The following is a 24,440-nucleotide window of genomic DNA, read 5'->3' on the forward strand; positions in this document are numbered from 1 at the left end:
GAGTGAAAACAATATCCCTATCCTTATTATTCGTTTTACTCTTTGGTTCGGGATTTGTCGCCACTCAGTACGGATTGCCCTATGCAGACCCAGTCTCATTTTTGGTGATTAGGTTCGCCATAACAGCAGCGCTATTAGGTCTGGTCTGTCTTATTATCAAACCGACACTACCTAGATCGCTGCGTGAGATGGTTCACATAACGATAGCGGGTGTGCTGATAGTCGGTGTTTTCTCGCTCGGTGTTTTTTTAGCGATTGACTATGGTATTTCAGCGTCAACATCCGCGTTAATCATCTCTTTTCAGCCATTATTAGCAAGTTTGATTGCTTGGATGGTGTATAAAGCATCTGTATCCCCCTTTCAATGGATAGGGTTGGTCATTGGGCTGATAGGAGTTATGGTGATCGTGTTTGGAGGGCTGAATCCACCGAGCTTAATCGGGCTAGCTATGGCTTTATTAGGACTACTAGGGGCAACATGCGGCAGCATTTACCAGAAGTATTATTGTCAAAATATGCACTTGGTATTTGGCGGATTTTTACAGTCTGGCGCTTCCTTTGCTTTCTGCGCGATCGTTTGGTTGTTCTACCCTGTCCATCATATTGAATGGACTTCTGAATTTGTGTTTTCGCTATTGTGGATGGCGGTTATCGTATCTATTGGGGCGATAAGCCTTCTTTATTCACTAATTAGAGAGTTACCAATTAGTCAGGTATCAACTTTGTTTTATCTCGTACCGATATCAGCGTTAGGCCTCTCCTTTGTCTTTTTGGAGGGTAGCATTTCATTATTTCAAAGTGTAGGCATCGTGTTAGTCTCGCTGTCCGTGTTTCTTGTGGCCATGTTAGGTCAGCAAGTTAGTGAATAACTCAGTTAGTGAATATGTTAGTGAATATTTTAGTAAGGTAGTTAGTTGAAAAGTTAGCCACTAAATAAATAACCGCTAAATAAATAACCGCTAAATAAAAAGCGTAAAAAGGAATTAAATTACTATCAAGTGATCATCAAGGAATAGATATGGACTTTACATTATCCGACGACCAATTGGCGTATCAACAAGCTGCCCGTCAATTTGCTCAAAAAGAATTAAAACCCAATGCCGCGACATGGGACAGAGAAAGTCATTTCCCAATTGACGTTATCAAGCGCACCGGCGATCTTGGTTTTTTAGGATTATATACCAATCCAGACTGTGGGGGCTTAGGTCTGCCACGTCTCGATGCGGCCCTCGTATTTGAACAACTCGCTTGGGGTGATACGTCAGTGTCAGCCTATATTAGTATCCATAATATGGTGACGTGGATGATTGGCGAGTATGCCAAAGATGAGGTGCGACATGAGGTGGTACCGAAGCTGGTCAGTGGTGAGCTATTATCCAGCTATTGTTTGACTGAGCCTAATGCCGGCTCTGATGCTGGTTCGTTATCGACCAAAGCGGTTAAGCAAATCGATGATACCAATGGAGAAAGCCATTATCTGCTAAATGGTGAGAAAACCTTCATATCAGGCGCTGGAGCTACCGACATCTTAGTGGTTATGGCACGCACTGGCGATGCCGGTCCTAAAGGGGTTTCCGCCTTTGTGGTAGATGCTCATAACGAGGGTATCAGCTATGGTAAAAATGAGCATAAAATGGGCTGGAAAGCGCAGCCTACCCGCACTATTCACTTCAAAGACGTCAAAGTTCCTGCCAGTCATCTGTTAGGGCAAGAAGGAGAAGGCTTTAAATTTGCCATGAAAGGGTTAGATGGTGGTCGTATTAATATCGGTATTTGTGCGGTTGGTACTGCACAGTCTGCGCTAGAGACGGCATTGGACTATGTGCAACAACGTAAGCAATTTGGCAGTGCCCTAGCAGATCTACAATCGGTACAATTTAAGCTTGCTGATATGCTGACCCAAACCGTCGCCGCCCGTCAAATGATCTATTTAGCTGCCAATAAAGTTGACACGAAAGATACCAATGCAACTGCCTACTGTGCAATGGCAAAACGCATGGCTACCGACTTAAGTTTTGAGGTCGCTAATCAAGCGTTACAGCTACATGGGGGCTATGGTTATCTCAATGAATATCCGCTTGAGCGCCATGTGCGTGATTTGCGCGTGCATCAGATTTTAGAGGGCACGAATGAGATTATGCGAGTCATTGTGTCACGCAAAATGCTCGATGCGGACGGATTAGACGGCTTTCGCTAATGCCAAAAATGACACCATGAGCTTAATAAATACTTGTAGAGCAGTACCCTTATCAACACCAGTAACCTTATTAAAATCAGCAAACTAAGTAACATCAGACTAAAAGGCGATATCATGACCACTTATACCAATTTAAACGTATCCATTAACGGCCACGTTGCCACTTTAACTCTAAACAATCCTCCTGCTCATACCTGGACGGCGGCAAGCTTACAGTCACTTAAGCAACTAATCGATGACTTAAATAACAATGATTCAGTTTATGCGCTCGTCATCCATGGTGACGGCGAGAAGTTCTTCTCTGCAGGGGCTGATTTGAATACCTTTGCAGACGGCGATAAAGGCATTGCTATTTCAATGGCCATTGCCTTTGCTGAAGCCTTTGAGGCTTTATCAAACTATCGTGGCGTCAGTATTGCTGCGATTAATGGCTATGCCATGGGCGGCGGACTTGAATGTGCTCTTGCCTGCGATATCCGTATTGCTGAAGCGCATGCTGTTATGGCGTTGCCTGAAGCCAGCGTTGGCTTATTGCCTTGTGCAGGTGGCACCCAAAACCTACCTTGGCTAGTGGGCGAAGGTTGGGCAAAGCGTATGATCTTATGCGGGGAACGCGTTGATGCTGAGACCGCATTGCGCATTGGATTGGTCGAAGAAGTGACCGAGAAAGGGGATGGCTTAGCAGTGGCATTAGAATTAGCCAACAAGGTTACCAAACAATCACCCGTCGCCGTCACCTTATCAAAACAATTGGTACAATCGGCCAGACATCAGCCGCCTGCTTATAATTTAATCAATGAGCGTGAAGCCTTTGTCAAACTATTCGACACCGCCGATCAAACGGAAGGGGTGAACGCCTTTTTAGAAAAGCGTAAACCATCATGGCAAAACAAATAATCATCTTATTGAGTTACCTCTGACTAGCCAATAACAATAATTGCCAGTGATAAGAAACGGAATTTAAAATATAAAAAGGGACTCCCTATGCAAAATGAAGCCTCACAAGCAACAGAAGCATCAGTACTGTTTACCGAACACCCTACCCACTCAGGTCATGTGATTGGCGAGATGATGCTAAATTCACCAAAGTCGCTCAATGCACTTAGTGTCGATATGTGCCAGCTAATGTCTGAGCAGTTATTGCATTGGCAGGACGATGAGCGTGTTGTGGCGGTTATATTACGGGGTGCCGGTGATAAGGCGTTTTGTGCAGGCGGTGATATTCGTAAGCTTTATGACAGCATGATAGACAATCCGCCGATGCCGAACCCTTACGCTACTCAGTTTTTTGGAGGTGAATACAAGCTATATCGTCAAATGCACTTTTATAATAAACCGTTAATTTTGTGGGGTAACGGTATTATTATGGGCGGTGGTATGGGATTGACGGCTGCCTGTAGTCATCGTATTGTCACTGAAACGACTAAGTTTGCCATGCCTGAGATTAGCATTGGATTATTTCCCGACGCTTCAGGTAGTTGGTTTTTGCAGCGCATGCCTGCCAAAACAGGATTGTTTTTGGGTTTAACTGGCGCTTTATGCAATGCTAATGATGCGAAATTTGTCAGTCTTGCAGAATATGCCCTACCCAGCGATAGCTTCGCGAGAGTCATAGATACATTGGCAAAAGCTGACTGGCAGCAACCCCAAACTGTCGATTCACTTTATAGTCACGCCCATCGCACAGCCAGTCATACTTTGGCTCAGTTAGAGGTAGCCACTAAGGTTCAGCTTGAGTCTGAGTTGACGCCGAGCAAGCTGGCGCAACACTGGCAAGCGATTCAGACGTTGATGGTCAGTGGTGGTTTGCAGCAGATTGATGATATTTTGACTGATGACAATAAGCTTGCGCAACTAGATGCAAGCTTTGCAGAAGACAGTTGGACCAAGCGAGCGGTAACCACTTACCGTCGAGGTTGTCCCGTGACTGCCGCTTTGACTTATGAGTTATATCACCGAGTCAAAGACTTGTCTTTAGAGCAAATTTTAGTACTTGAGGCCAATGTTGCCGTGCACTGTGCCAACAATCCAGACTTCAAAGAAGGTGTGCGGGCGCTACTGATTGATAAGGATAAAAACCCTAACTGGTCACGCACCTTAGAGGATTGTTTAGCGACATCAGGTAAAGACTATATCGCCAGTCATTTTGCCAGCCCTTACCCTGAGGGTGACCATATATTTCAGGACTGGTTAGGTAAGTCCTCATATGGCTCACAACTTGTGTCTTAAAAAACTAGAATTACAAAAACCAGTTACTTAATCAAACTTGTGACTCAAATTCATCCCATTATCTAAAGACTTTTTTATCAAATGATTACCAAGGAAGGATACCATGATTGCTAATACACACAATAAACAGAGTAACGAAGACTCCAACGATCGCATGCCCCTCAACGTTGCTTTTATTGGACTGGGTAATATGGGTGGTCCAATGGCCAAAAATCTACTTAAAGGTGGTTTTAATGTCACCGTTTATGATTTGTCAGATGACGCCCAGCAACACCTTGCTAAAGCTGGTGCTCAGACATCGTCTTCTCCTATTGAAGCGGTCAAAAATGCCGAAGTCGTGATTACCATGTTACCCGCTGGCAAGCATGTCAAAACCGTCTATTTAGGCGATGCTAATGCCACTGAGCTGACAGATAACGGCATATTGGCACATATATCAAGCAGCACACTGGTTATTGACAGCAGTACCATAGCGCCAGCCGATGCCATCGCGGTCGCTACCATTGCAAGCGATAAAGGAATAGATATTATCGATGCCCCAGTATCTGGTGGCACAGCCGGTGCCGAAGCAGGGACATTGACCTTTATTGTCGGTGGTAGCGATGACGCCTTTCATCGTGCTAAGCCCTTATTGCAAATTATGGGTAAAAATATTTTTCATGCCGGTGACAATGGGGCTGGGCAAGTGGCCAAAATTTGTAATAATATGCTGCTTGGCATTTTGATGGCAGGGACTGCTGAAGCAATTAATCTTGGCGTTAAAAGTGGCCTTAATCCCAACACTTTGTCTGAAATCATGCTACAAAGCTCTGGACGCAACTGGACCCTTGAAGTTTATAACCCCTACCCTAATATTTTGGAAAACGTTCCATCGAGTCGAGGCTATACCGGTGGCTTTATGACCCAGCATATGCACAAAGACATAAACTTAGCATTACAAACCGCAGAAGAGATGGGCGCGAAAGTACCTATGGGTGCTCAGACGGCTAAGCTATATGAGGAGCACAATCAACAGTTTAACGATATGGACTTCTCAAGTATCATGGCCTATTTTGATAGCAGTGTATTAACTAAGTCTTAATAGACTGATTGGGCATAAATACTGGCGTTCTCTACTATTTATATGAGCTATAAGCTTAAATGAGCTATAAGCTTCCTACCTAACCTTATTTTACAAAAGTTAGTGCGTACTTTTTTGAATATATATAATAGCTTAAATCGTTCATGGTGTATGGATAGAACTTATATAGATAGGACTTTCACAAAGAAAAAATCCCAAGTCAGTGACTTGGGATTTTTACGTCTGGTATGAAAGACGTCACTCACCCAGTATAGTCATCGGCAACTATAGTCAAAGAAGACTAAAATGGTTACAAGGCAACCGAGCGCAAGTACTACTCTAGTAGACTTAACGAGGTTAACGCTGTGGCTCTTTAGTTTGCCTACGACTATAATATTTTAACTTTGTAACTCATACACTAATGCCTGAATATCCAACGCGGCCTCACGCATCCGCGGTACATACTGCAGCAGGTCATCGAGTGAAATACGAACCGTGGGCGCATGCAGATAAAGCGACGCTAAATAGCGCTCTTGTTTATCTAAGATCGGTACAGACACGGCGACCATTTCAGAGATAAACTCTTCATTATCAACGCCAATCCCTGTTTCGGCAATACTCTCAAGCTCTGTACTTAAGGCATCATAATCCGTAATGGTATTTTTAGTGAACTTATCTAAGCTCAGGTTTTGCAGCATTCTATGGCGACGATCGGATGACAGTTGACTCAAATATAGCTTACCCGTGGCCGTACACCACATCGGTGACTTGGAGCCGATAGGGAGATAAATTTGTAACGGTAGCTCTGTGATCACCCGGTTGGTATAGACCATGTTCATATTCTGCGGAACCGCAATACCACACGTCTCTTTGACATCGTTGACGAGACGCTGTAACACAACTTGGCGCTCACTATAAAACTGGCGCTGCTGCCATAGCTCAACGCTTAAATTTCGCACCCGCTTGCCCGCGATAACCCCTCCTGTGATATCTACCATGACAAAGCCTTCATCCACCAATTGCTGAATAAGACGATGAATGGTGGGTTTCGGAATATCCAACTCTTTTGAAAGCTCTAAAGGCGTAATGGGTTTTGCCGCGTAGGATACCGCTTCGATTATTTGCAGTACTCGAGTAATGGATGAGACTTTGGGCATTATCAGTGACACCTTACATTATAAGTGGTTGGTTCTAACGACGCTGCTCTACGATAAGCGAGTCAATACCATTGTTTTGCAGCTTCTGCTGAGCAGCTAACACAGCTTGTCGGTTGGTCATCGGCGCAGACACTACTTGATAAATGACCTGACCATTGGCGCGTTTATTTTTAACCACACGCACATCAACCCCTGCTAATAAAACTTGTGCTCGACGCTTATCCGCCTCGTCAGCAGTGTTATAGCTGTGAATTTGTAAAATATAGCTTGATTTTTTTGGTGCCGCTGTTGTGGAACCTGCACCTGCTTGATTGGCAACATTTCCCTGAGAAGTAGAAGGCGCATTTTGCCCACTTGCATCATTATTGGTAGGCTCATCATAAGTGCCTTCCTCTTCAACTATAACGATATCTTGATCATCATTGGTCGCTGAGGGCTGTTGTGATCCCATAGGGTTCATAACCGAATCCTCTGATATGCCATAGTTTCCAGAGTTTTGATTATTAGTAGCGCTGTTATCACTACTTTGTGCACTGGGATCAGTCACCACAACATCCGGTCTAAGCTCTGTATTGCCTGTTGAAAGCTCCGACTCTTCGATTACCGCTTCATCAGGCACACTGATCATCTCCTGACCAGGCAATAAGTCATAGAACTCGTAATCATCCGCCTTATTGGTAGTCTGATTAAGAGGCTCAACGGTACGCTCTTCAACTTTTTCTTCTGTGCCAATGTCAAATGGGTTCAACAAATACAATGCCAAACCAATCATTAACGTCAATATCGAACCAACGAATATCCATAGTAAGCTTGAAAGGCCACTGCTTGGACGTTTCTCGACAGCGCCCTTAGGTTTTTTTGCTAACATAGACTTCTCCATTTATGATTCTGTTAAGTCATCTCATTGGCAAAGCATTTTAAGATATTTAAGCTTTAAACGACTTAGTATGAAGCTTGCTTCGCTTTTGAATACATCGCGTTGAACGGCGTATGTGTCATTAACATGAAGGGTAACGCTTAAAATAAGTATTTAGATAACGAGCACTCAAAACTGGGTACTCATTACACTAACCGAATCAATCTACATGCTAGTGGGCGCTGACAACCCTAGCAGGCTCAGTCCATTTGCCAAAACTTGACGAACCGCTTTTGATAAGCGCAAACGAGCCTGCATTAAGTCGAGCTCTTCGTTGCTTGGCGTTTCATCCGCAATAATACTAACGGGTAAAATACGGTTGTCGTTGTACCAACTGTGGAATAATGAGGCCAAGTCTTTTAGATAGTTGGTCAAGACATGCGGATCATAGCCGGTAGCAGCACGCTTTAACGTCGCAGGATATGCGGCCAACAGTTTAAGCAGCTCACTTTCTGTCTCACCATCTAACAATTCTTGATGTGCTAAACCTAAAGCATCATCGACACTCAGCCCTTTAGCATCTAGCTTCTCAAGTACGCTACACACACGGGCATGTGCATATTGAATGTAATACACCGCGTTGTCTTTGCTTTGAGATTTCGCTAATTCTAGATCGAAGTCAATGTGTACCTCAGGCTTACGCGCTACATAATAAAATCTTGCAGCATCGTTACCGACTTCATCGCGTAGCTCACGCAAGGTGACAAATTTACCTGAACGCGAGGACATTTGAATTTTTTCCTCCCCACGCCATAACGCAACAAACTGTACCAAGATAACTTCTAGACGCTTCTCATCGATACCTAATGCCGTTAATGCCGCACGGACACGGGCGATATAACCATGATGATCCGCACCCCAGACATTAATAACAGTATCAAAACCACGGTCAAATTTATTTTTGTGATAGGCAATGTCTGACGCAAAGTAAGTGGTTAAACCATTGGCACGACGAACCACACGGTCTTTCTCATCGCCGAAATCTGTTGAACGAAACCACGTATTACCGTCCTTTTCATACAGATAGCCTTTTCTATCAAGTGCTTCTAGTACAGGCTCAATATCCTCTGCAATCGACTTTTCACTAAACCAGCGCTCAAAGCGAACGCCAAAATCGTTTAGATCGTCTTTTATATCTTCTAAAATCTCAGTCAATGCGGCATTTAAGAAAAGCTCATAGCCCTTACCAAGCAGTTGCTTACTGTTGGCTATCACACCATCAATATGGGCATTTTTATCGCCCGACACCAACGTTTGCTCTCCATCAGCGCTGGTCTGATAAACTGCATCTTCAGCCACATCTGCACTAACTTGACTGTAAGGATGGACATACGTATCGCCATGCTGGTCTTTAAGCGTCTGAGCAATATCAGTAACATAGTTGCCTTGGTAGCCACCAACAGGGAAGTGAATATCCTCGCCATTGATTTCCAAATACCTTAAATAGGTACTGACTGCCAAAATATCCATTTGACGACCCGCATCATTGACATAATACTCACGGGTCACCTTGTAGCCTACGGCTTCTAGTAAGTTTGCGACACTCATACCAAAAGCGGCGCCACGGCCATGACCGACATGTAAGCTTGAGGTAGGGTTCGCGGACACAAACTCAACCTGCACCTTATTATCAGCAAACTCATCGGTTAAACCAAAGCGTTCATTTTGTTCAAAAATGGCATCAAGGACAGCAAACTTGGCTTCGCTGTTGAGAAATATATTGATAAATCCTGGTCCTGCGACCTCAAGCTTAGCAATACTCTTATTCTCAGGTAAAGCCGCTATCAATTGCTCTGCCAATGCACGCGGATTGGTTTTTGCGACTTTGGCTGCCGTTAATGCAATATTGCTTGCATAATCGCCATGCTCAGGGCTTTTACTTCGAGTAATCTGACTGTTATTTTCCCAGTTATTGGGTAAGATACCTTGGGCAATCAACGCTTTAGCTGCGCTATCTAATAATGTATAGATTTCATCAATTTGAGCTTGCGACATAATTTAATAAACTCTAAAGTTAGGTGAATACGTAATTTAAATGAATGATGTTTAACAGGGGTGTTCTACAATGATTGATATTTAATTGAGTTGGTATTTAATTAATAATAACGGGTATATCATTGAATATGCTTGACGAACCCTTTAATATATCAAGCTTTGCTCTTATTTTCCACATATTGTCAAAGGATCTATAGATTGGCTATCTGTTAATCGTGATTTATCGGTTTAACCTAACCTTACTTACTGGACTTAACTTGACTAGTATTTTGTGACTGTTTGTTTTATGACATGGCACTTTAGACTTTGATTACCCTATAATGACTTCAAAATAAGCTGTATGGGATAACTTAAGACAGATTTTATCATTCATTATCTAATAATACTCTAACTCTAGTTTAGCATTGAAAATTCATCTAAATGACAGAATCCTACAGCTCTATTTATGTCACATTATTCTACTTGAAAGTGACCGTCACAACGTATTGGATGAATAATTTCATTAGTTTTTCACTCAAATCAAATAATCTAATATCTATTGAGTATGACCTAATTAGTATTAACTATTAACGTTGCTAAATAACCCAATAATTCGATAGACCCTAGTTCAATCAATAACCACTTATAAAACTTTAAAAACTCTCATATTAGGATTAACTTATGCTTGCTACTGTATTCGCTATTGCTGCTGAAACTGTCACCAGTTGGGGCCTGTACGTATTACTACCTATCTTTATCGCTACTTTGTTTTTTATTATGTGGGACATCTCCAAAAAGTCTGACGCAGGGCGCGCAGGTACCTTTTGGATTTTTGTCGCATTGGGGGCAGGTTTTGTAGGATTCTTACTTAAATTAGTGCTTGAGGTAGTATTTACCAGATGGGTCTTGTAGTTTCGAATCAACGTTAGCCCAAGCCCATTATCGGTATAATTGATTAACAGAAAAGGCTAAAGTTTATTTGTATGCATTGACTTATATTCAGCGACTTGTATTGTGTGACTCGTATTGAGCTATTTTGTGGCAATCAACGTCGCTCGCATCGGTGCAGGATAGCCCTCAATTGTCCTAGTAGAATCCTTCGGATCTAAAAAGTCTTTCAGCGATTGATACGTCATCCACTCGGTTGCACGTTGTTCCTCAGTTGAGGTCACATCAATATCAACACAGGTCACCGCACTAAACCCTACCTTTTCAAGCCAGCCTGTCAATGCCGCAACGGAGGGTATAAAATAAACATTATTCATTTTGGCATAGCGGTCATGCGGTACTAATACCGTATTTTTATCCCCTTCCACCACTAAGGTCTCTAATATTAACTGACCCCCTTTGATAAGCTGATTTTTTAGCTGATTAAGATGCTCAAAGGGTGACTGTCTATGGTATAACACCCCCATACAAAACACGGTATCAAACAACTGATTGCCTTGGTCTATACTGGCAGGCAACGCCTCTAAGCCCACGGGAATATAATGGGTGCGATAGCCTACCCCAGTCTTGTCAATATCCTTATCCACATCAAACCCACCGACAAAATGACGAATTGACATAAATTGATGATAAAACAAACACGAGGGGTCAATCACAATCACTTGCTTAGCACCCGCTCCCGCCATTCGCCATCCGTGATACCCTGAGCCACCACCCACATCAAGTACATAACGACCCTCAAGAGTACCGATATGAGGTGCAATACGCTGCCATTTCCAGTCACTATGCCATTCGGTGTCTATAAACACCTTATTCTCACCTGACCCAATTTGAAACGGCCCTTTTCGCCACGGCATCAATTGTTTCATCAAGGCAGTAATCTGCTTGTTTTGTGCCTCGGTCAATTGAGTGTCTATGGTTAACACATCACTGTTCAAATCAACATTTTTGACATTAAGTTTTGGTAGCTTTTCGACGGCAGCTAGATAAGCAGGGGCATGAGCATAGCGTCGTTTGTCTTTGATGTCGCTTAGCCAATGTGGCAGGTTAGCCAACCATTCGGTGGCAATAGGTCTGTATTGGGCACGCTGAATCAGTGCCAAATATAGTTCACGTTCGGCGGTTTCGATGGTTTTATTTGTCATAGACGGTTCGTTGTATGTTTAGCTACGGATGCAATGGAGGCGGCTATTATAAAGGGTAATGACGTCAGGGTGAAATGAAACAAAAAAGACTATATAGCAGACTTCATCTTACGCCTACTCTTTTAGTTGTTCCTCTTCGCTACGAAAGTCGTCATATTGATAGAGACCATAATCGTTATGTTCATTCTTGAATACTATTTTTTCTTCTTTAAGCCAATTACTTACTGTTTTAGCATGATAAACAATATTAGGATAAAATTTATCTAAGATTTTATCGGCTTTTTCTGTAAAGTCAGATGTATTATGGTCTACTATCACTAAATCAAGACCATAGTAGATTCCTAACTGATATAGAAACTCATAACCTTGGCAATATAAATAATATATTTCACAAGTTACATCAGCACAGTTTTCATCTCTATTAATAATCGAGTGTAGCATCTCATTTATGCGTTCAGCCTCAAATTTATACATATCCACATATTTTGCAAAATTATCGTAAAAAGCCTTAAGGTTATCCTCATTACTATAATCAAAAGAAATCAGCTCATAATATAAATCTGGATTTACAGACTCCAAATCGTCTTCTTGATATAGCCAATTTTCAAAGTCTTTTAGGCTCAGTTTTTCGGCGATAACTTGATGAATCTTTTGTTCGAGTAAGAACGAGATTGTGCTCATAGTGGATGCCTAAATAATAACGTTAATCTAAAGACTCAGTATCATCCGCTTCAATCGGATTACCATTTAGGTCAAATAAATAAGAAACACCCTCTTTAGTTGCTTTAATTCGCAAATAGCTTTCAATTATCACATCATCATACTCAAAAGGTACAATGATATTATTATCTTTATCAATAACACCCCAACGACCGTCTTTACGTACTGCTGTTAAATTGTCATCAAACCGATATTTGTTATCCACTCTTGTACGCCAATCCTCAATATCAATATTGGGATCGTCATAGTCAAATGGGATAACCATCTGACCCTCTTTATCAATAAAACCAAATTTATTGTTTTTCTTAACGGCGGCTAAGTCATTGTCAAACTCGATAGCCTTGTCATATTCAAAAGGAATCACCTTTTCAAAGTCATGATTAATATAGCCCCATTTACCATCCTTTTTTACTGCAAACAATTCATTAGTCAGTGAAGCAGAAACAATCTCGTCAAACTTTTTTGTCGTTGCTAACTTGCCATCATTGTCTACAAAATCAAAACTATCCGCTTTCTCGATATAAAATAAATTTGGCTGTACCCTTTTTATCCATTGATAATCAAAGGGCACAACGGCATGATTATCCTGATCAATGATGCCATAAGTAGCCCATTGCTCCGCCTCATCCCTGATAGGTGCTAAGGTCAGATTGTTATCATCATAAACAACAATAGCACGCCCCTGCTCAAAGTCCTCTGCTTTACTATAGGTAAAAGGAATCGCTAAGTGCCCTGACTCATCGATATATCCATATCGACCCTCTTGCTTGACCCAAGCCATCGACTCCGAGAAGCTACCAACATCATACGCCCAATACGGCAATAACAACTCACCTTTAGTATTTATAAAATTGCATCTTTTATCTTGACACAGTCTCGCCCACTTATTACCGTCAAAGTGAATCGGTGAATCATATATTAAAGGTGCGATAATCTCATCAGAATAGGTAACTAGTCCATATTTAACATCATCGGTACCATCGCCGACTTTGATACCCACATCGAGAAGCTGATTATTATCATCACGAGCGCTATAGATAGAAAAGTATTTGGGTTCGATGATAATTTGACCTTGGCTGTTAATCATTCCGGTCTTAATATCATCACCGCTTTTGCCAACTTGAATGATGGCGTGATTATCAAGAGTATGTATCCTGCTTTGTAAGGAGTCTACAACATCATAGATGACAGGCAACACTATCTCACCATTACGGTTAATAAGCCCTGCTTTAAAATCCTTATCAAAGGCGATAAACAAGTCATTTGAAAAGAACTTAAAAAGACGATACTCTGGTGCAATTACTTCCTCTCCATCGGCATTAACCATACCATAACGCGTATTTTCGAAACTGTCTCCTACTCTAACAACAGCGATATCTCCATACAAACAGCTCACCTCTGTATATATGGTGTCTGTGATATTAGGCTTTTCGCAACCTTCTTCGACTTCAACGCTCTCATTATAATAAAGGTCATTACCAGCAAGGGCAGGAAAAGAAAAAGCAGATGCCATCATCAATGCAAGAGTGGCTTTTTTTAATGTGAAGTTCATGGTATCGTCCTTTACCAACTGTTGTCTGCTATGATTAAAAATCAAGCATATTATCTATTTTATTATGTGAACCAACTATAGCGACTATTTTGAAAAAAAACATGAAAAAACTTAGCGCATTGACAGCCCTAACCTTCTGCTCATTATTTATCCCCATCAGTGCGAATGCCTCCCTAGAAGCAGCTGATTGTCATACCGTATCTTTTGATACCAATCAATATGACGAACTATGGGGCTGTCCAGATACTCCCGTTAATAGCGACTTCGTTATGATTGCTATAAATGGCGAAAAAATGGGGTTAGTTAATTCAAAAGGTAAGATTATATTGCCCGTTATTTATGACTCCGTTCAGCCTGACTCTTATGAGAAACTACTGGATAATGCTCATCCAGAAACTATTGAGTTCACCTATAAGAATAATGAAGTCACTGGTGTTATCAACGGCAGTGGCAAAATAATAACGCCTGAGTACTCAAGTGAAAATACCGTGTTGGGTCAACTTATTTTATCCAAAACAGAAGATGGAAGAGATAACCTAACTCATCTAACTACTCAAGAGAGCGTGGTATATGATTATGTTTCTCCATTTACATTAGACAGTAATAAAACCCGTGTTATGAACAATGGGTTTTGGGGTATGGTAAATATTGACACAATGAAGGTTGACATACCAATCGTTTATCAGATGCTATATTTTTTTACAAATGGCTTAGTTATTGCACAGCAAAATGACAACTTTGGTGCAATTGATGGCAACAACAACATTGTCGTTCCCTTCATTTATAAAGACTTAACTCAGTTTGATACGTTGTCCCGATACTCATCTCCTGTGGCAATAGCCACACCTTATAATCAAGCACATTTTTTAGTATTAAACACAAATAATGAGGTCGTTGACACCATACCTAAACCGACGGCTGATGCTAATGTTATTATCTTTACTAAGGACTTATTAGCGTTTAGAAAACAAAATGGTCTAACAGGCATCGCAAATTGGCAAGGTAAGATTTTATTTGAGCCTGAAGAAGGTTATGAAATTATTGCTTTAGATGAGGAGTATATCTACACCCATTCTACTTCCAATCAAGTTAAACAATCTGAAGCGTCTGTTTCTGATGGTAAATTGTTTTCATATCAGTACGATAAACAACAAGGCAAACTCACACTATTTGAGGGACCTTGATTTCCTGAATCTTTGTTAAAGTTATGTATTTTTTTACTCCCCGCACTGTATCAGGATGGTTGTCCACCTTATATTTGACCCTGCTCTATCCTCAACATGACGGTTTACTCGTTTGGCAAAATCTTCGTCCAATACTCCATCTGTGGGTAAATAATACGGGCAATCACTGATTTATTCCGCCAAAGCTTGCGTCAAACTGCTTTTGCCACAACTTTCTCTACAATTAAATCAATGAATAAAACGGTTTTAGCTGTTTGGTTGTGGTTTATTGAAAGTGATGCTTCATATTGGGTTTTTGGGGATCATAAGCTACGCCCAACGAATCATTCATAAATTTAGGAATTTCTAAGTAGGATGGCGTTAGCGAGGCGTAACCCACCATTTTTATTCATCTACGTAATTCACCTACATAATAATGGGTTACGTTTACCTTGCACTCTCATCAAAAGCTTATAAAAACTTACCTCACAATGCACTATTCAATCAGTTATTTGAATAAGAGAGCTTGTCGTGTGCTGTGGCTATATAAATCCTCCCCAACCCTCCTTTGAAAAAGGAGGGGGCGTTCTTTTTAAGTCGAGTGTTTTGATTTTGCTACCATAGCAATAGTCGCCTTGGGGTGCGGTTTAGCCTCGATTGTAGCGGATATACTTGGTAAAGCGCTGTGGTGCGTGCGCTTGGTAAGTGGCGGTATCGTGGTAGCAGTAACGACACATACCAGTAGCGCACGCCACAGTGCAAACCAAGATAGTAGTGCAAAGCGAGATGAGCTCCTTAAAGCCTCACGCTAGGGTGAAACTTAAACTAGGATAGGTAACTTGAACTAGGATAAGTAACTTAGAATTCGTGGGTTTCGTGTTGTTACACCACACGCTACGACAATGCTTTTTAAGGTAAGCTTTGACTATATGAGTCATTGTATTTAAACGGCACTCTATTTAAACGATACCCTATTTAAACGCCACAATAGACGCGAAGTTTAAAAACTGAAACCACGTTAGACTACGGTGAAAGCCAACTTCTGCCAGACGCTGATGATGCTGTACTAAGGTATCGGTGATGAGCACGTTTTCTAAGGCATTGCGTTTGCCGCTAATCTCAAGCTCGCTATAGCCATTGGCACGTTTGAAGTCGTAATAGCGCTCAACCAGCCAAGCGTCGTCTTGCTCATCGCCAGTGTGATTTTTTTCAGTGAGTACCAAAATACCGCCGTCATTTAGGGCGTCATAGACGGCTTGTAGCACTTGCGTTCTATCTTCAGGCGGTAAAAATTGCAAGGTCAGGTTGAGTATCACCATGTCGCAAGGCTCAAACTTAAGCTCGCGGATGTCTGCGGTAATGACGTCGATGTCATAATCAGGATAGTTGTCGTGGAGAAGCGTTGCTGCTTTTTTGGTCATGGCAGGAGAGATATCCACTGCTTTGATTTGCAATTCGTCCGGGGCAAATCCGCCAGTGTCATTGAGCAATGCCATCGTCGCACCGCCCAACGAACAGCCCAAATCATAGACACGGCTGACACGCTGCCCGTCATCATTGGTCTGCCCAAACTGACAGTGACGTTTGGCAAATATGGGCAACATGGCAAGCATTTGCCCGTAACCGGGAACACTGCGGCGTATCATATCGGGAAAGCACGCCACCACTTGCTCATCGAAAGAGAACCGAGCGGCTTTGTCTAGGGGTGTGGTGAAGACGTTGTCGTAAATGATAGACGATTGGTGATTCCCAGTATTTGACATCGATATTCTCTTATTCATTTAGTGTTGTTAATTTTGAACACATTGTATTATATCATTACTGTTTGTTACTTATATCACTGCAATGCCCTGCTAAAATTTAGTCACAACAAGAAAATTAATTGACGTTTTATTTTAAGGATAACTTATGCAAACATTAGTATTAGGTGGCGGTTGCTTTTGGTGCACCGAATCTGTCTTTCAATCAGTAAAAGGGGTCGAAAAAGTAACCTCAGGCTATATGGGCGGTGAGGAAGCTTCGGCAAACTATAAAGATGTGTGTACGGGAGAAACGGGTCATATCGAAGTAGTACGGGTCGATTTTGATGAGTCTGTGGTGCCTTTAGAGGTCATATTGGACATCTTTTTTGCCACACATGATCCTACTACGGTTGACCGTCAAGGCAATGATGTGGGTAGTCAATATCGCTCAGTGGTGTTTTATACCGATGAAGAAAAACAAAAACCGACCATCGATCGAGTCATTGGTAAGCTACGCGATGAGCTGGGTCTGAATGTAGTCACTGAGGTACATCCTGTGCATGAATTTTATGCAGCAGAAGACTATCATCAAGACTATTTTAATAAGAATCCTACCCAAGGCTATTGCCAAGCGGTTATTCCACCGAAATTGGGCAAGCTGCGTAAAGAGTTTAAACAGTATATGGTGAAATAAATTACTACTATTATCGGCAAAGGCTGGGGTTATTGATCATAACGCCAGCCTTTTTTTGACTTATAATAGACCCTACTCTTTACGATATTCGGTACAATTAAAAAGAATTCTTTTATACACCTAAAACTTATACCCGTATAAAACCTATATCACATAATAAGTAGAGCATTCATATGACTCCTGACTTTTGGCAAGATAAATGGCAAAGCAAACAAATAGGGTTTAATCAACAAAAGCCAAATCCGTTGATGGTTAAATATATGCCTACTTTAAATCTCGCTAAGCGCAGCTACGTGTTTGTGCCATTATGTGGCAAAAGTATCGATATGATTTGGCTTGCCAGCCAAGGTTATGAGGTCATCGGGATTGAACTTGTTGAAACGGCAGTGGTTGAGTTTTTCGAAGAAAATGCTATTGTTCCGTCCATTACTCAACATCCCAAACATTCTGATATCAAAATTTATGAAGGAAGCTATGGGGGTCAAACCATTACTATCTGGGTGGCAGATATTTTCAAATTGACGGCTCAGGATATCGGTCAGGTCGATGCTATTTATGACCGAGCGGCGCTAGTCGCCCTCCCTGATGACTATGATGACGAGCCAAAGCATTCAAACAAGGAGTCAGCGACTGAAACTGACTCTCTGCGTGTACGATATTCACAGCACTTAATAGCGTTAACCCATTGTGCTCCGCAGCTGCTACTGAGCTTTGGGTTAGACGGCGTGGATGAATCAGAGTACAAAACCTACCCTGGCCCCCCTTTCTTAATCTCTTCAGTCGATATACATAGTTATTACGACAGCCACTATGAGCTAGAAGTATTAGAGCGTTACCGAACCCAACGTGCCAATGACAACAACAACCCTTGGCTGAATATCGCGTGGCATTTGATACCGAAAACCTTATAAACGTCACTCTCACTACTCTTAATAAAATACGTTCAGACAGCTTTAACTATTTTAAGTTGTTAACGAAGCTAGCTGCGTTCCATTCATGCCCTTAGCACATTCTGACAAACAACCATAGACTAGGAATCGTTCATGCCGTCTCGTTTAATCCATAATCAAAAAACACAATTGCATCATCATACAATAGATGAGCTTGACACACTCACCATAACGGGTAAGGGCTATCGTGCTGTGGTGTTACTGCAAGGTGCTCAACTGATTTATTTTTCTACTAATAGCAATAAAGTTGATGAAGATATCTTAGAAGACGGCTTAGAGGAGTGTGCTGATTTGAGGAGTGCTAGCTGCTCCATAAACTCTCCAGACAATTGGTTATGGGTCAGCGACAAAGCCGAATATAAACTGGGCGACTCAGTACGGGGCGGTATTCCGATATGCTGGCCCGTCTTTGGGCAATTTGATGCCAATCCGCAAGCCGTCAAGGATAGCTTTAAAGACTGCCCTCTTGATATCAGCCAACATGGCTATGCGCGTACTCAGCCATTTGCTGTTGAGCAGTTTCAACCGTCTATAACCGATGATGTTTTAAGTAGTGAGATTATAAGGGATGAAGTTTTAGACTCGGATAGCTTAAACTTAGATAACTTAAACTCGGATAAGCTAGAAATAGACGAGGCGTCGCAACTGATCTTAAAACTGGAGAATGACGATAGGACCACAGATCAGCTTGGTTTAAAGGTGCGATTTACTTTTAGTAACAATGGATTTGCCATTACCCTCATTACCCAAAACAACACCGAACACTCTGTCACCTTTTCGCAAGCCTTGCATACCTATCTGCCGACTGATGACATTAATCAAACCACGGTTAGTGGCTTTGATGGGCTATCGTATAGCGATACTTTAGTGATAGACAATGACAAGGGCGGCTGGCAGACCAAGACTCAGCAAGGTGATATTAGGTTTAATTCTGAAGTTGACCGTATTTATCATGGCGCTCCAGATATTACTTTAAACACGCCAGCGCAAACTTTTCATCTTCACGCTAAGGGTAGTCACAGCACCGTGGTTTGGAATCCTTGGATTGAGAAATCAAAACAAGTCTCACAATTTGCCAATTACGACTATCAACGTATGTTGTGTATTGAGACGGCCAATGCTCATTTGGATGTGGTTGAGTTGGGAGCGGGTGAGAGTCATGAGCTTACTTTACAGCTTTTTAAGATGCCTTTGTGAGGGAGAAGGAAGAAGGATCTACCTCTCTAAATCCTCACACCTCGTGATTTTATCGTAACCAATCACCATCATACCTTTTATTTAATCATCATATTGGTTACCCTAAGCTAACCCTATTTTCAAGTATTAACTTTATTTATTCACGAATAGCGCACATTTCACTTTTTCAGTGATTGAACACTGGATTATTTGCTCTAATTTTTTAAAACCCCTTATTTAAACTAACGATAAGAAAGGATACACCCATGCGACTTTCTAAAATAACGACAGCCGTGACAACAGTGCTCGGCTTAGCCTTAGCTGCCACCTCTGCACACGCAGCTAAGCCCCCTGCCCCAAATTTATCCAATTACGAATTTCAACAATGCTTAGATGGGCTTAAAAACTCCAGTAAATTCCGTGGCGTAGACAGCTATACCTTTAACAACTACCGCCCTAGCGAGCCTGATCCTAGCGTGATCCAATCGTTAAATTATCAACCAGAGTTCCAAAAAGATGTCTGGGATTATCTATCGTCACTCGTTGATAAAGAGCGTGTTGAAGATGGTATTCAGGCTAAGCGTGAAATGGCAGATACCTTGCGCCGTATTGAATCCCAATATGGTGTAAAAGCGGAGCATGTGCTGGGTGTGTGGGGTGTTGAATCAAATTTCGGGCAAACTTTGGGTAAAAAAGACTTATTTCAGTCGCTTGCTACCCTGTCTTGCTTTGATCGTCGTCAATCCTACTTCCGTGGTGAGTTTGCCAATGCTTTAAAAATTGTACAACGTGGTGATATTGCCCCAAGTGATATGAAAGGCTCATGGGCAGGTGCCTTTGGTCAAACTCAATTTATGCCGGGGACGTTCTTAGACTTAGCGGTGGATTTTGATGGAGATGGCCGCCGTGATTTGGTAAACAGCAAGCCAGATGCTTTGGCGTCAACAGCAAACTTCCTGAAAAAACGCGGCTACCGCAGTGGTGAGCCTTGGGGTTATGAAGTTAAGATTCCAGCAGGATTTTGGGGTTCAAGTGATCGCAAGAATAAAAAATCATTAAGCTACTGGCGGGATAAGGGCTTTACTTTAGCCGATGGTCGCCCGCTTCCTTACGATTTAAGCAGTGCGGGCTTGTTATTACCTGCAGGTCTGGATGGTCCTGCTTTCTTAGTGGGTAAAAACTTCGATACCTTCTATTCTTATAATGCCTCAGAAAATTATGCACTTGCCATTGCTCACTTATCGGACTTGATAGAAAGTGAAAACAGCAGTAAGACTGACTTTATCACTGCCTGGCCAACGGATGACCCCGGTATTAGTCGCCGTCAAGCCCGTGAAATTCAGCAGGCGCTACTTGATGCAGGCTACGACATTGGCGAAGTAGATGGCATTATTGGTGACAACACCCGCACTGCTATCAGACAGTATCAAACCAGTAAGGGTGTCTTTCCAGCCGATGGCCGTGCAGGACAAAAGTTCTATCGTCTCATTATGGGTAGCCAAGGTCAGTTTGCTCCTGCAACCAATGCCTATCCTTATCAAAACCAATCCAATACTCAATATCAATCAAATACTCAATATCAATCAAATACTCAATATCAAAGTCCAAATCAGTACAACCAACGGCCTAGTGCTACCAATGATAGTATCTCGCAACTGATTGAGAAACAAGACGGCTATCGCCGTGTGGTAGGCCCCGATGGAACGACTCGTTTGGTTCGTATTGATACGGGTCAATAGACTCTCTTTGTCAAAATAGGATTATCCTAATGCAAAAAGACGCCATGCAAACTGTATGGCGTCTTTTTTAATGGAACTGTTTTGAATGGGACTCTTTTTAATATATCTAGGTTGTCAACTAATATAGCTATTGGTTTGGTCTATTTTATTGTCAATACTAGCATTCATTACTGATGATATTGAAAGCCATAAATATTATTGGACTTAGACAGCTTGAAAGTGTTAGCAATAGTGGAATATTACAGTATACATAACGCTATTTATGCTCGTCTTAGTTTGGCTATTAAACAATAGGCGGCGGGTTCGGTTTGCCATTATCACCATCCCATTTATCTTTGGCTTTATCGTCCAAATCTGCTGGCGTTTTAGGCTCCCACTTGCCATTTTCTTTCCAAGTTTTATCGCCCCAGTCGTCCTCTTCATTGTCATCGTCCCACTTTTTATAAGCTTTACTTGGGTCGATTCCACGGCGCTTCATATCTGCAATTTGCTCTTCCAGCGTATGCGGACGCTCAGCATCATGCATAGTATTTTCGAGCTCATTCAGCTCATTATTTAGATTATTGTCCTTCGGGTTACTCATTTTGAATCCTTAGACTTATGCAGTCGATGAAACTATTAAAATTAAAATTTATATCTGATTACTAACCTTTATTAAAAATCTATTCTCAAAACTATTTTTATGAGCTCTTTCTAAAGGCAGCGGTTTTAAATCTATAGCGATGTCACATTTAAATTATCGTTAGAATTCTACTTTACCCAATCATAGAGTACAAATAAAATGCGTATGTTTTATATTACAACGGTATGTTTTGACTATTAATAATGGCACTTGTATTAATAATATTTGGCTCGCCAGCAGGTTTATCATTCAATGTCTCACGATAAATCAGACGTTTTACTAACGTTGATACCTCATCTAAGTCTGCATTGGAATCAGAGACAAAAAATGACAGTTGTGCTGGAATAACATCGTTATTATCTTTCTCAATAAGAGTATCGGTAGTAATCAACCTTTCACTTTTTGTCACGGTATAACCCACATGCAGTCCTGCATTGTTAAGCTTGAGACTTTCATGACTAAGACTTTCATGCTGGAGGCTGTCCTCTGTAAAGCATAAGTGACTTAACAACGAGTCGGCTTGTTGATCTAGCAATACCTTAACACGGTCTGCTATCGCTGCCCCTGAATCCACGACCGTTATACCTAGTTGCTGATGCGCAACTTCCTGTAGTACAAAATCTCTAAAAAAAGGATAATGGGTACAGCCTAACACCAGATGATCTACTCGCTGCTCAGCAAACGTATATAACTGATGCTTTAAGCGTCTAGCCGTATCACTATCTAAGGGCATACCCGCCTCAACCCAAGGCACCAAATCAGGGTTAAACCATTTAATGACATTGACATTGGCAGGTATTGCATAGTCTTTAATGACAGTATTTAAAAGCTCACCCTCGAGTGTGGCTTTAGTCGCTAACACAGCAACATTTTTGCTCATTGAGTTTAAAACAGCAGGCTTTAAGGCAGGCACTAACCCGACTATCGGTATATGAGGATATTTCTGTCGAGCCAACTTAAGCGCATACGCTGACGCACTATTACATGCGATCACTATTAGTTTACAACCGGCAGCCACTAGCCAATCTACCGCTGACATACTCAGCTGACTAATTTCGTCACTTGAGCGCGGGCCATAGGGTACATTGAGTGTATCTGCATAATAAATGTAGCGCTCATAAGGCAGCACTTCTTTTAAGTGCATATACACCGACAGGCCGCCCACACCGGAATCAAACAGCCCAATTGGCGCCGAAGACACATTCTTTAAGGAGGCATGTTCATTATTAACCATTGGGCTCATTAGTTACCATGTTGCTAACTGTGTTAATTGCTTTGGGTTTGCTGTCTTATTGATAGCCGGATTTGCTACGGTATTTATAATCTTAATGTCTGTCTTAATTATCGTATTCGGGTTCTAGTCAATAGTAGGCACAGAAACCGAATAGTGTTTACCCCCACTTTTTAAGGTTAAGCGGGTTTGACCATCTTGCTCAACCAACTCACCTAATTTAATGAGATGCATCAACACGCTACGGGCTAATAAACCTCGCATTCCAAAGCGAACGGGGATGTAAGGTCGCACTTCACCCTGATAATCTCGCATCTCAAGGGGGTGATCCTCATCAAGATTAACCACATCACCCGTACTGCTTGTGAATTCAATCGTCTGTACACCATCTTTTTCAATTAGATTAACATCAGTAATCAAAAATGGCACATCTTCTACGCGAATACGCAGCTTTTCTACCGGTGTCTTTAGAAAATATTCACGATCTTGTTCTGATCCCTTGCTATCTGAGCTTTCAGACCATAGCACGGTTGAAAATAAATCAACCAATGATTGACGGATAATCCTACTGCCTTCATGCCACCATTCACCATTGGCTTTAATAACCAAATCCATCTCTCCAACATTTTCAGGGTGCCACTTCTCAAGAGGTGGGATAGAGCGCCCTCGTCGATCGCTAGTCTCTTGTTTAATATACTCTGACAGCGAGTCTAGACCTTGTGACGATACTGAATTTTTATTTGAATGTGACATTATAATGTTATCCTTAGCTTTAAGGCGAGCTCTTGAAATTAATAGGGGTGCTAAATTCCCTCATTGACCACTGACTCATTTTCCCCTGACTAACGATATAATTCAATAACTTAGCAGTGCAACTCAATGGTTTATGGGTACTATTAATTAATGTGATTAATGGATTTTATTACTTTATCACGACTGAGTCACAAATCGTGTCGTCTTTAACTAACTTTTATTTTATAATAGGTAACTAACTGCAACCCTTTTTTTATATTTCCGCAAGCATAAGTTATCTAGCATGAGTTATTAAGTTTTTTATTCTATGTTCACGCTATGTTCCAGCTCTGTTTAAGTAAGCGACTCGCTTATCCTCGCAAAGTTGGGTATATTACGCTGGAGATATTGCAAGACTTATGCAAATGTTTGCTAGCGATCAAATCTAACATAATTCACTGCTATGACAACGGCATGGCAGGGGTATTATTGA

The 24,440-nt window shown here is 41.6% G+C and carries 22 protein-coding genes; 12 read left to right on the plus strand and 10 right to left on the minus strand.

The window, feature by feature from the left end; translation table 11 throughout:
- The first annotated feature begins 2 nt into the window (after nt 1–2).
- From AC21OG_RS03160 to mmsB, 5 genes are all read left to right on the plus strand, one after another.
- Nucleotides 3–869 (plus strand): DMT family transporter, encoded by an 867-nt coding sequence (locus AC21OG_RS03160; protein WP_487377183.1) that lies wholly within the window; start codon nt 3–5, stop codon nt 867–869.
- A gap of 149 nt (nt 870–1,018) precedes the next feature.
- Entirely contained in the window at nt 1,019–2,197 is a 1,179-nt protein-coding gene (locus AC21OG_RS03165; protein ID WP_487377182.1) for an acyl-CoA dehydrogenase family protein, read from the plus strand.
- A gap of 114 nt (nt 2,198–2,311) precedes the next feature.
- Nucleotides 2,312–3,094, plus strand: a complete 783-nt coding sequence (locus AC21OG_RS03170) for an enoyl-CoA hydratase (protein ID WP_487377181.1) — start codon at nt 2,312–2,314, stop codon at nt 3,092–3,094.
- Nucleotides 3,095–3,181: 87 nt separating this feature from the next.
- Nucleotides 3,182–4,426, plus strand: a complete 1,245-nt coding sequence (locus AC21OG_RS03175) for an enoyl-CoA hydratase/isomerase family protein (protein ID WP_487377180.1) — start codon at nt 3,182–3,184, stop codon at nt 4,424–4,426.
- Nucleotides 4,427–4,580: 154 nt separating this feature from the next.
- Nucleotides 4,581–5,507 (plus strand): 3-hydroxyisobutyrate dehydrogenase, encoded by a 927-nt coding sequence (mmsB, locus tag AC21OG_RS03180; RefSeq protein ID WP_491185067.1) that lies wholly within the window; start codon nt 4,581–4,583, stop codon nt 5,505–5,507.
- Between the two features lie 377 nt (nt 5,508–5,884).
- Here mmsB and AC21OG_RS03185 read toward each other — a convergent pair whose 3' ends face one another.
- The 3 genes from AC21OG_RS03185 to argS form a co-directional block, all read right to left on the minus strand.
- Entirely contained in the window at nt 5,885–6,643 is a 759-nt protein-coding gene (locus AC21OG_RS03185; RefSeq protein WP_486546158.1) for an IclR family transcriptional regulator, read from the minus strand.
- A gap of 34 nt (nt 6,644–6,677) precedes the next feature.
- On the minus strand, nt 6,678–7,511 hold the full coding sequence (locus AC21OG_RS03190; RefSeq protein ID WP_486546159.1) for an SPOR domain-containing protein: 834 nt from the start codon (nt 7,509–7,511) through the stop codon (nt 6,678–6,680).
- A 213-nt stretch (nt 7,512–7,724) separates the two neighbouring features.
- The gene (gene argS, locus AC21OG_RS03195) at nt 7,725–9,554 is read right to left on the minus strand and encodes an arginine--tRNA ligase (RefSeq protein ID WP_487377178.1); all 1,830 of its coding nucleotides are present in this window, start codon (nt 9,552–9,554) and stop codon (nt 7,725–7,727) included.
- Between the two features lie 660 nt (nt 9,555–10,214).
- Here argS and AC21OG_RS03200 point away from each other — a divergent pair.
- Nucleotides 10,215–10,445: a DUF2788 domain-containing protein gene (locus tag AC21OG_RS03200; RefSeq protein WP_486546163.1), complete on the plus strand. Its 231-nt coding sequence runs from the start codon at nt 10,215–10,217 to the stop codon at nt 10,443–10,445.
- Between the two features lie 119 nt (nt 10,446–10,564).
- Here AC21OG_RS03200 and cmoB read toward each other — a convergent pair whose 3' ends face one another.
- The 3 genes from cmoB to AC21OG_RS03215 all read right to left on the minus strand — a co-directional run bounded on the left by cmoB (nt 10,565) and on the right by AC21OG_RS03215 (nt 13,898).
- Nucleotides 10,565–11,626, minus strand: coding sequence for a tRNA 5-methoxyuridine(34)/uridine 5-oxyacetic acid(34) synthase CmoB (gene cmoB, locus AC21OG_RS03205; protein WP_487377177.1), 1,062 nt, complete (start codon nt 11,624–11,626; stop codon nt 10,565–10,567).
- A 114-nt stretch (nt 11,627–11,740) separates the two neighbouring features.
- Nucleotides 11,741–12,307, minus strand: a complete 567-nt coding sequence (locus AC21OG_RS03210; RefSeq protein WP_487377176.1) for a hypothetical protein — start codon at nt 12,305–12,307, stop codon at nt 11,741–11,743.
- A 22-nt stretch (nt 12,308–12,329) separates the two neighbouring features.
- On the minus strand, nt 12,330–13,898 hold the full coding sequence (locus AC21OG_RS03215) for a WG repeat-containing protein (RefSeq protein ID WP_487377174.1): 1,569 nt from the start codon (nt 13,896–13,898) through the stop codon (nt 12,330–12,332).
- A 101-nt stretch (nt 13,899–13,999) separates the two neighbouring features.
- Between AC21OG_RS03215 and AC21OG_RS03220 the strand changes: the two genes are divergently transcribed.
- Nucleotides 14,000–15,082, plus strand: a complete 1,083-nt coding sequence (locus AC21OG_RS03220; protein ID WP_487377173.1) for a WG repeat-containing protein — start codon at nt 14,000–14,002, stop codon at nt 15,080–15,082.
- Between the two features lie 614 nt (nt 15,083–15,696).
- Nucleotides 15,697–15,873, plus strand: coding sequence for a hypothetical protein (locus AC21OG_RS03225; RefSeq protein ID WP_487377172.1), 177 nt, complete (start codon nt 15,697–15,699; stop codon nt 15,871–15,873).
- 159 nt (nt 15,874–16,032) lie between these two features.
- On the opposite strand, the gene cmoA is transcribed toward AC21OG_RS03225, so the two are convergent.
- Nucleotides 16,033–16,824, minus strand: a complete 792-nt coding sequence (gene cmoA, locus AC21OG_RS03230) for a carboxy-S-adenosyl-L-methionine synthase CmoA (RefSeq protein ID WP_487377170.1) — start codon at nt 16,822–16,824, stop codon at nt 16,033–16,035.
- 145 nt (nt 16,825–16,969) lie between these two features.
- On the opposite strand from cmoA, the gene msrA reads away from it, so the two are divergent.
- The 4 genes from msrA (at nt 16,970) to AC21OG_RS03250 (ending at nt 21,362) form a co-directional block, all read left to right on the plus strand.
- Complete coding sequence (msrA, locus tag AC21OG_RS03235) at nt 16,970–17,497, plus strand: peptide-methionine (S)-S-oxide reductase MsrA (protein ID WP_487377169.1); 528 nt, start codon at nt 16,970–16,972, stop codon at nt 17,495–17,497.
- Between the two features lie 173 nt (nt 17,498–17,670).
- A complete protein-coding gene (locus AC21OG_RS03240) occupies nt 17,671–18,408 on the plus strand; it encodes a class I SAM-dependent methyltransferase (RefSeq protein WP_487377168.1) in 738 nt (245 codons plus the stop codon).
- Nucleotides 18,409–18,540: 132 nt separating this feature from the next.
- The gene (locus AC21OG_RS03245; RefSeq protein WP_487377167.1) at nt 18,541–19,644 is read left to right on the plus strand and encodes a D-hexose-6-phosphate mutarotase; all 1,104 of its coding nucleotides are present in this window, start codon (nt 18,541–18,543) and stop codon (nt 19,642–19,644) included.
- A 245-nt stretch (nt 19,645–19,889) separates the two neighbouring features.
- A complete protein-coding gene (locus tag AC21OG_RS03250) occupies nt 19,890–21,362 on the plus strand; it encodes a lytic murein transglycosylase (RefSeq protein WP_487377166.1) in 1,473 nt (490 codons plus the stop codon).
- A 283-nt stretch (nt 21,363–21,645) separates the two neighbouring features.
- Here AC21OG_RS03250 and AC21OG_RS03255 read toward each other — a convergent pair whose 3' ends face one another.
- The 3 genes from AC21OG_RS03255 to AC21OG_RS03265 form a co-directional block, all read right to left on the minus strand.
- A complete protein-coding gene (locus AC21OG_RS03255; RefSeq protein WP_487377165.1) occupies nt 21,646–21,945 on the minus strand; it encodes a hypothetical protein in 300 nt (99 codons plus the stop codon).
- A 214-nt stretch (nt 21,946–22,159) separates the two neighbouring features.
- Nucleotides 22,160–23,227, minus strand: a complete 1,068-nt coding sequence (murI, locus tag AC21OG_RS03260) for a glutamate racemase (RefSeq protein ID WP_487377164.1) — start codon at nt 23,225–23,227, stop codon at nt 22,160–22,162.
- Between the two features lie 114 nt (nt 23,228–23,341).
- Complete coding sequence (locus tag AC21OG_RS03265) at nt 23,342–23,968, minus strand: DUF1285 domain-containing protein (RefSeq protein ID WP_487377163.1); 627 nt, start codon at nt 23,966–23,968, stop codon at nt 23,342–23,344.
- Between the last annotated feature and the right edge of the window lie 472 nt (nt 23,969–24,440).

Source organism: Psychrobacter sp. CX5, from assembly GCF_057621535.2.

Bases quoted from the DNA above. Each gene is read 5' to 3' on its own strand.
- AC21OG_RS03200 (WP_486546163.1), top strand. From the start codon at position 10,215: ATGCTTGCTACTGTATTCGCTATTGCTGCTGAAACTGTCACCAGTTGG.
- murI (WP_487377164.1), bottom strand. From the start codon at position 23,227: ATGAGCCCAATGGTTAATAATGAACATGCCTCCTTAAAGAATGTGTCT.
- AC21OG_RS03215 (WP_487377174.1), bottom strand. From the start codon at position 13,898: ATGAACTTCACATTAAAAAAAGCCACTCTTGCATTGATGATGGCATCT.
- AC21OG_RS03245 (WP_487377167.1), top strand. From the start codon at position 18,541: ATGCCGTCTCGTTTAATCCATAATCAAAAAACACAATTGCATCATCAT.
- AC21OG_RS03175 (WP_487377180.1), top strand. From the start codon at position 3,182: ATGCAAAATGAAGCCTCACAAGCAACAGAAGCATCAGTACTGTTTACC.
- AC21OG_RS03185 (WP_486546158.1), bottom strand. From the start codon at position 6,643: ATGCCCAAAGTCTCATCCATTACTCGAGTACTGCAAATAATCGAAGCG.
- AC21OG_RS03250 (WP_487377166.1), top strand. From the start codon at position 19,890: ATGCGACTTTCTAAAATAACGACAGCCGTGACAACAGTGCTCGGCTTA.
- AC21OG_RS03240 (WP_487377168.1), top strand. From the start codon at position 17,671: ATGACTCCTGACTTTTGGCAAGATAAATGGCAAAGCAAACAAATAGGG.
- AC21OG_RS03220 (WP_487377173.1), top strand. From the start codon at position 14,000: ATGAAAAAACTTAGCGCATTGACAGCCCTAACCTTCTGCTCATTATTT.
- AC21OG_RS03170 (WP_487377181.1), top strand. From the start codon at position 2,312: ATGACCACTTATACCAATTTAAACGTATCCATTAACGGCCACGTTGCC.
- cmoB (WP_487377177.1), bottom strand. From the start codon at position 11,626: ATGACAAATAAAACCATCGAAACCGCCGAACGTGAACTATATTTGGCA.
- argS (WP_487377178.1), bottom strand. From the start codon at position 9,554: ATGTCGCAAGCTCAAATTGATGAAATCTATACATTATTAGATAGCGCA.
- AC21OG_RS03210 (WP_487377176.1), bottom strand. From the start codon at position 12,307: ATGAGCACAATCTCGTTCTTACTCGAACAAAAGATTCATCAAGTTATC.
- cmoA (WP_487377170.1), bottom strand. From the start codon at position 16,824: ATGTCAAATACTGGGAATCACCAATCGTCTATCATTTACGACAACGTC.
- AC21OG_RS03255 (WP_487377165.1), bottom strand. From the start codon at position 21,945: ATGAGTAACCCGAAGGACAATAATCTAAATAATGAGCTGAATGAGCTC.
- mmsB (WP_491185067.1), top strand. From the start codon at position 4,581: ATGCCCCTCAACGTTGCTTTTATTGGACTGGGTAATATGGGTGGTCCA.
- msrA (WP_487377169.1), top strand. From the start codon at position 16,970: ATGCAAACATTAGTATTAGGTGGCGGTTGCTTTTGGTGCACCGAATCT.
- AC21OG_RS03190 (WP_486546159.1), bottom strand. From the start codon at position 7,511: ATGTTAGCAAAAAAACCTAAGGGCGCTGTCGAGAAACGTCCAAGCAGT.
- AC21OG_RS03265 (WP_487377163.1), bottom strand. From the start codon at position 23,968: ATGTCACATTCAAATAAAAATTCAGTATCGTCACAAGGTCTAGACTCG.
- AC21OG_RS03165 (WP_487377182.1), top strand. From the start codon at position 1,019: ATGGACTTTACATTATCCGACGACCAATTGGCGTATCAACAAGCTGCC.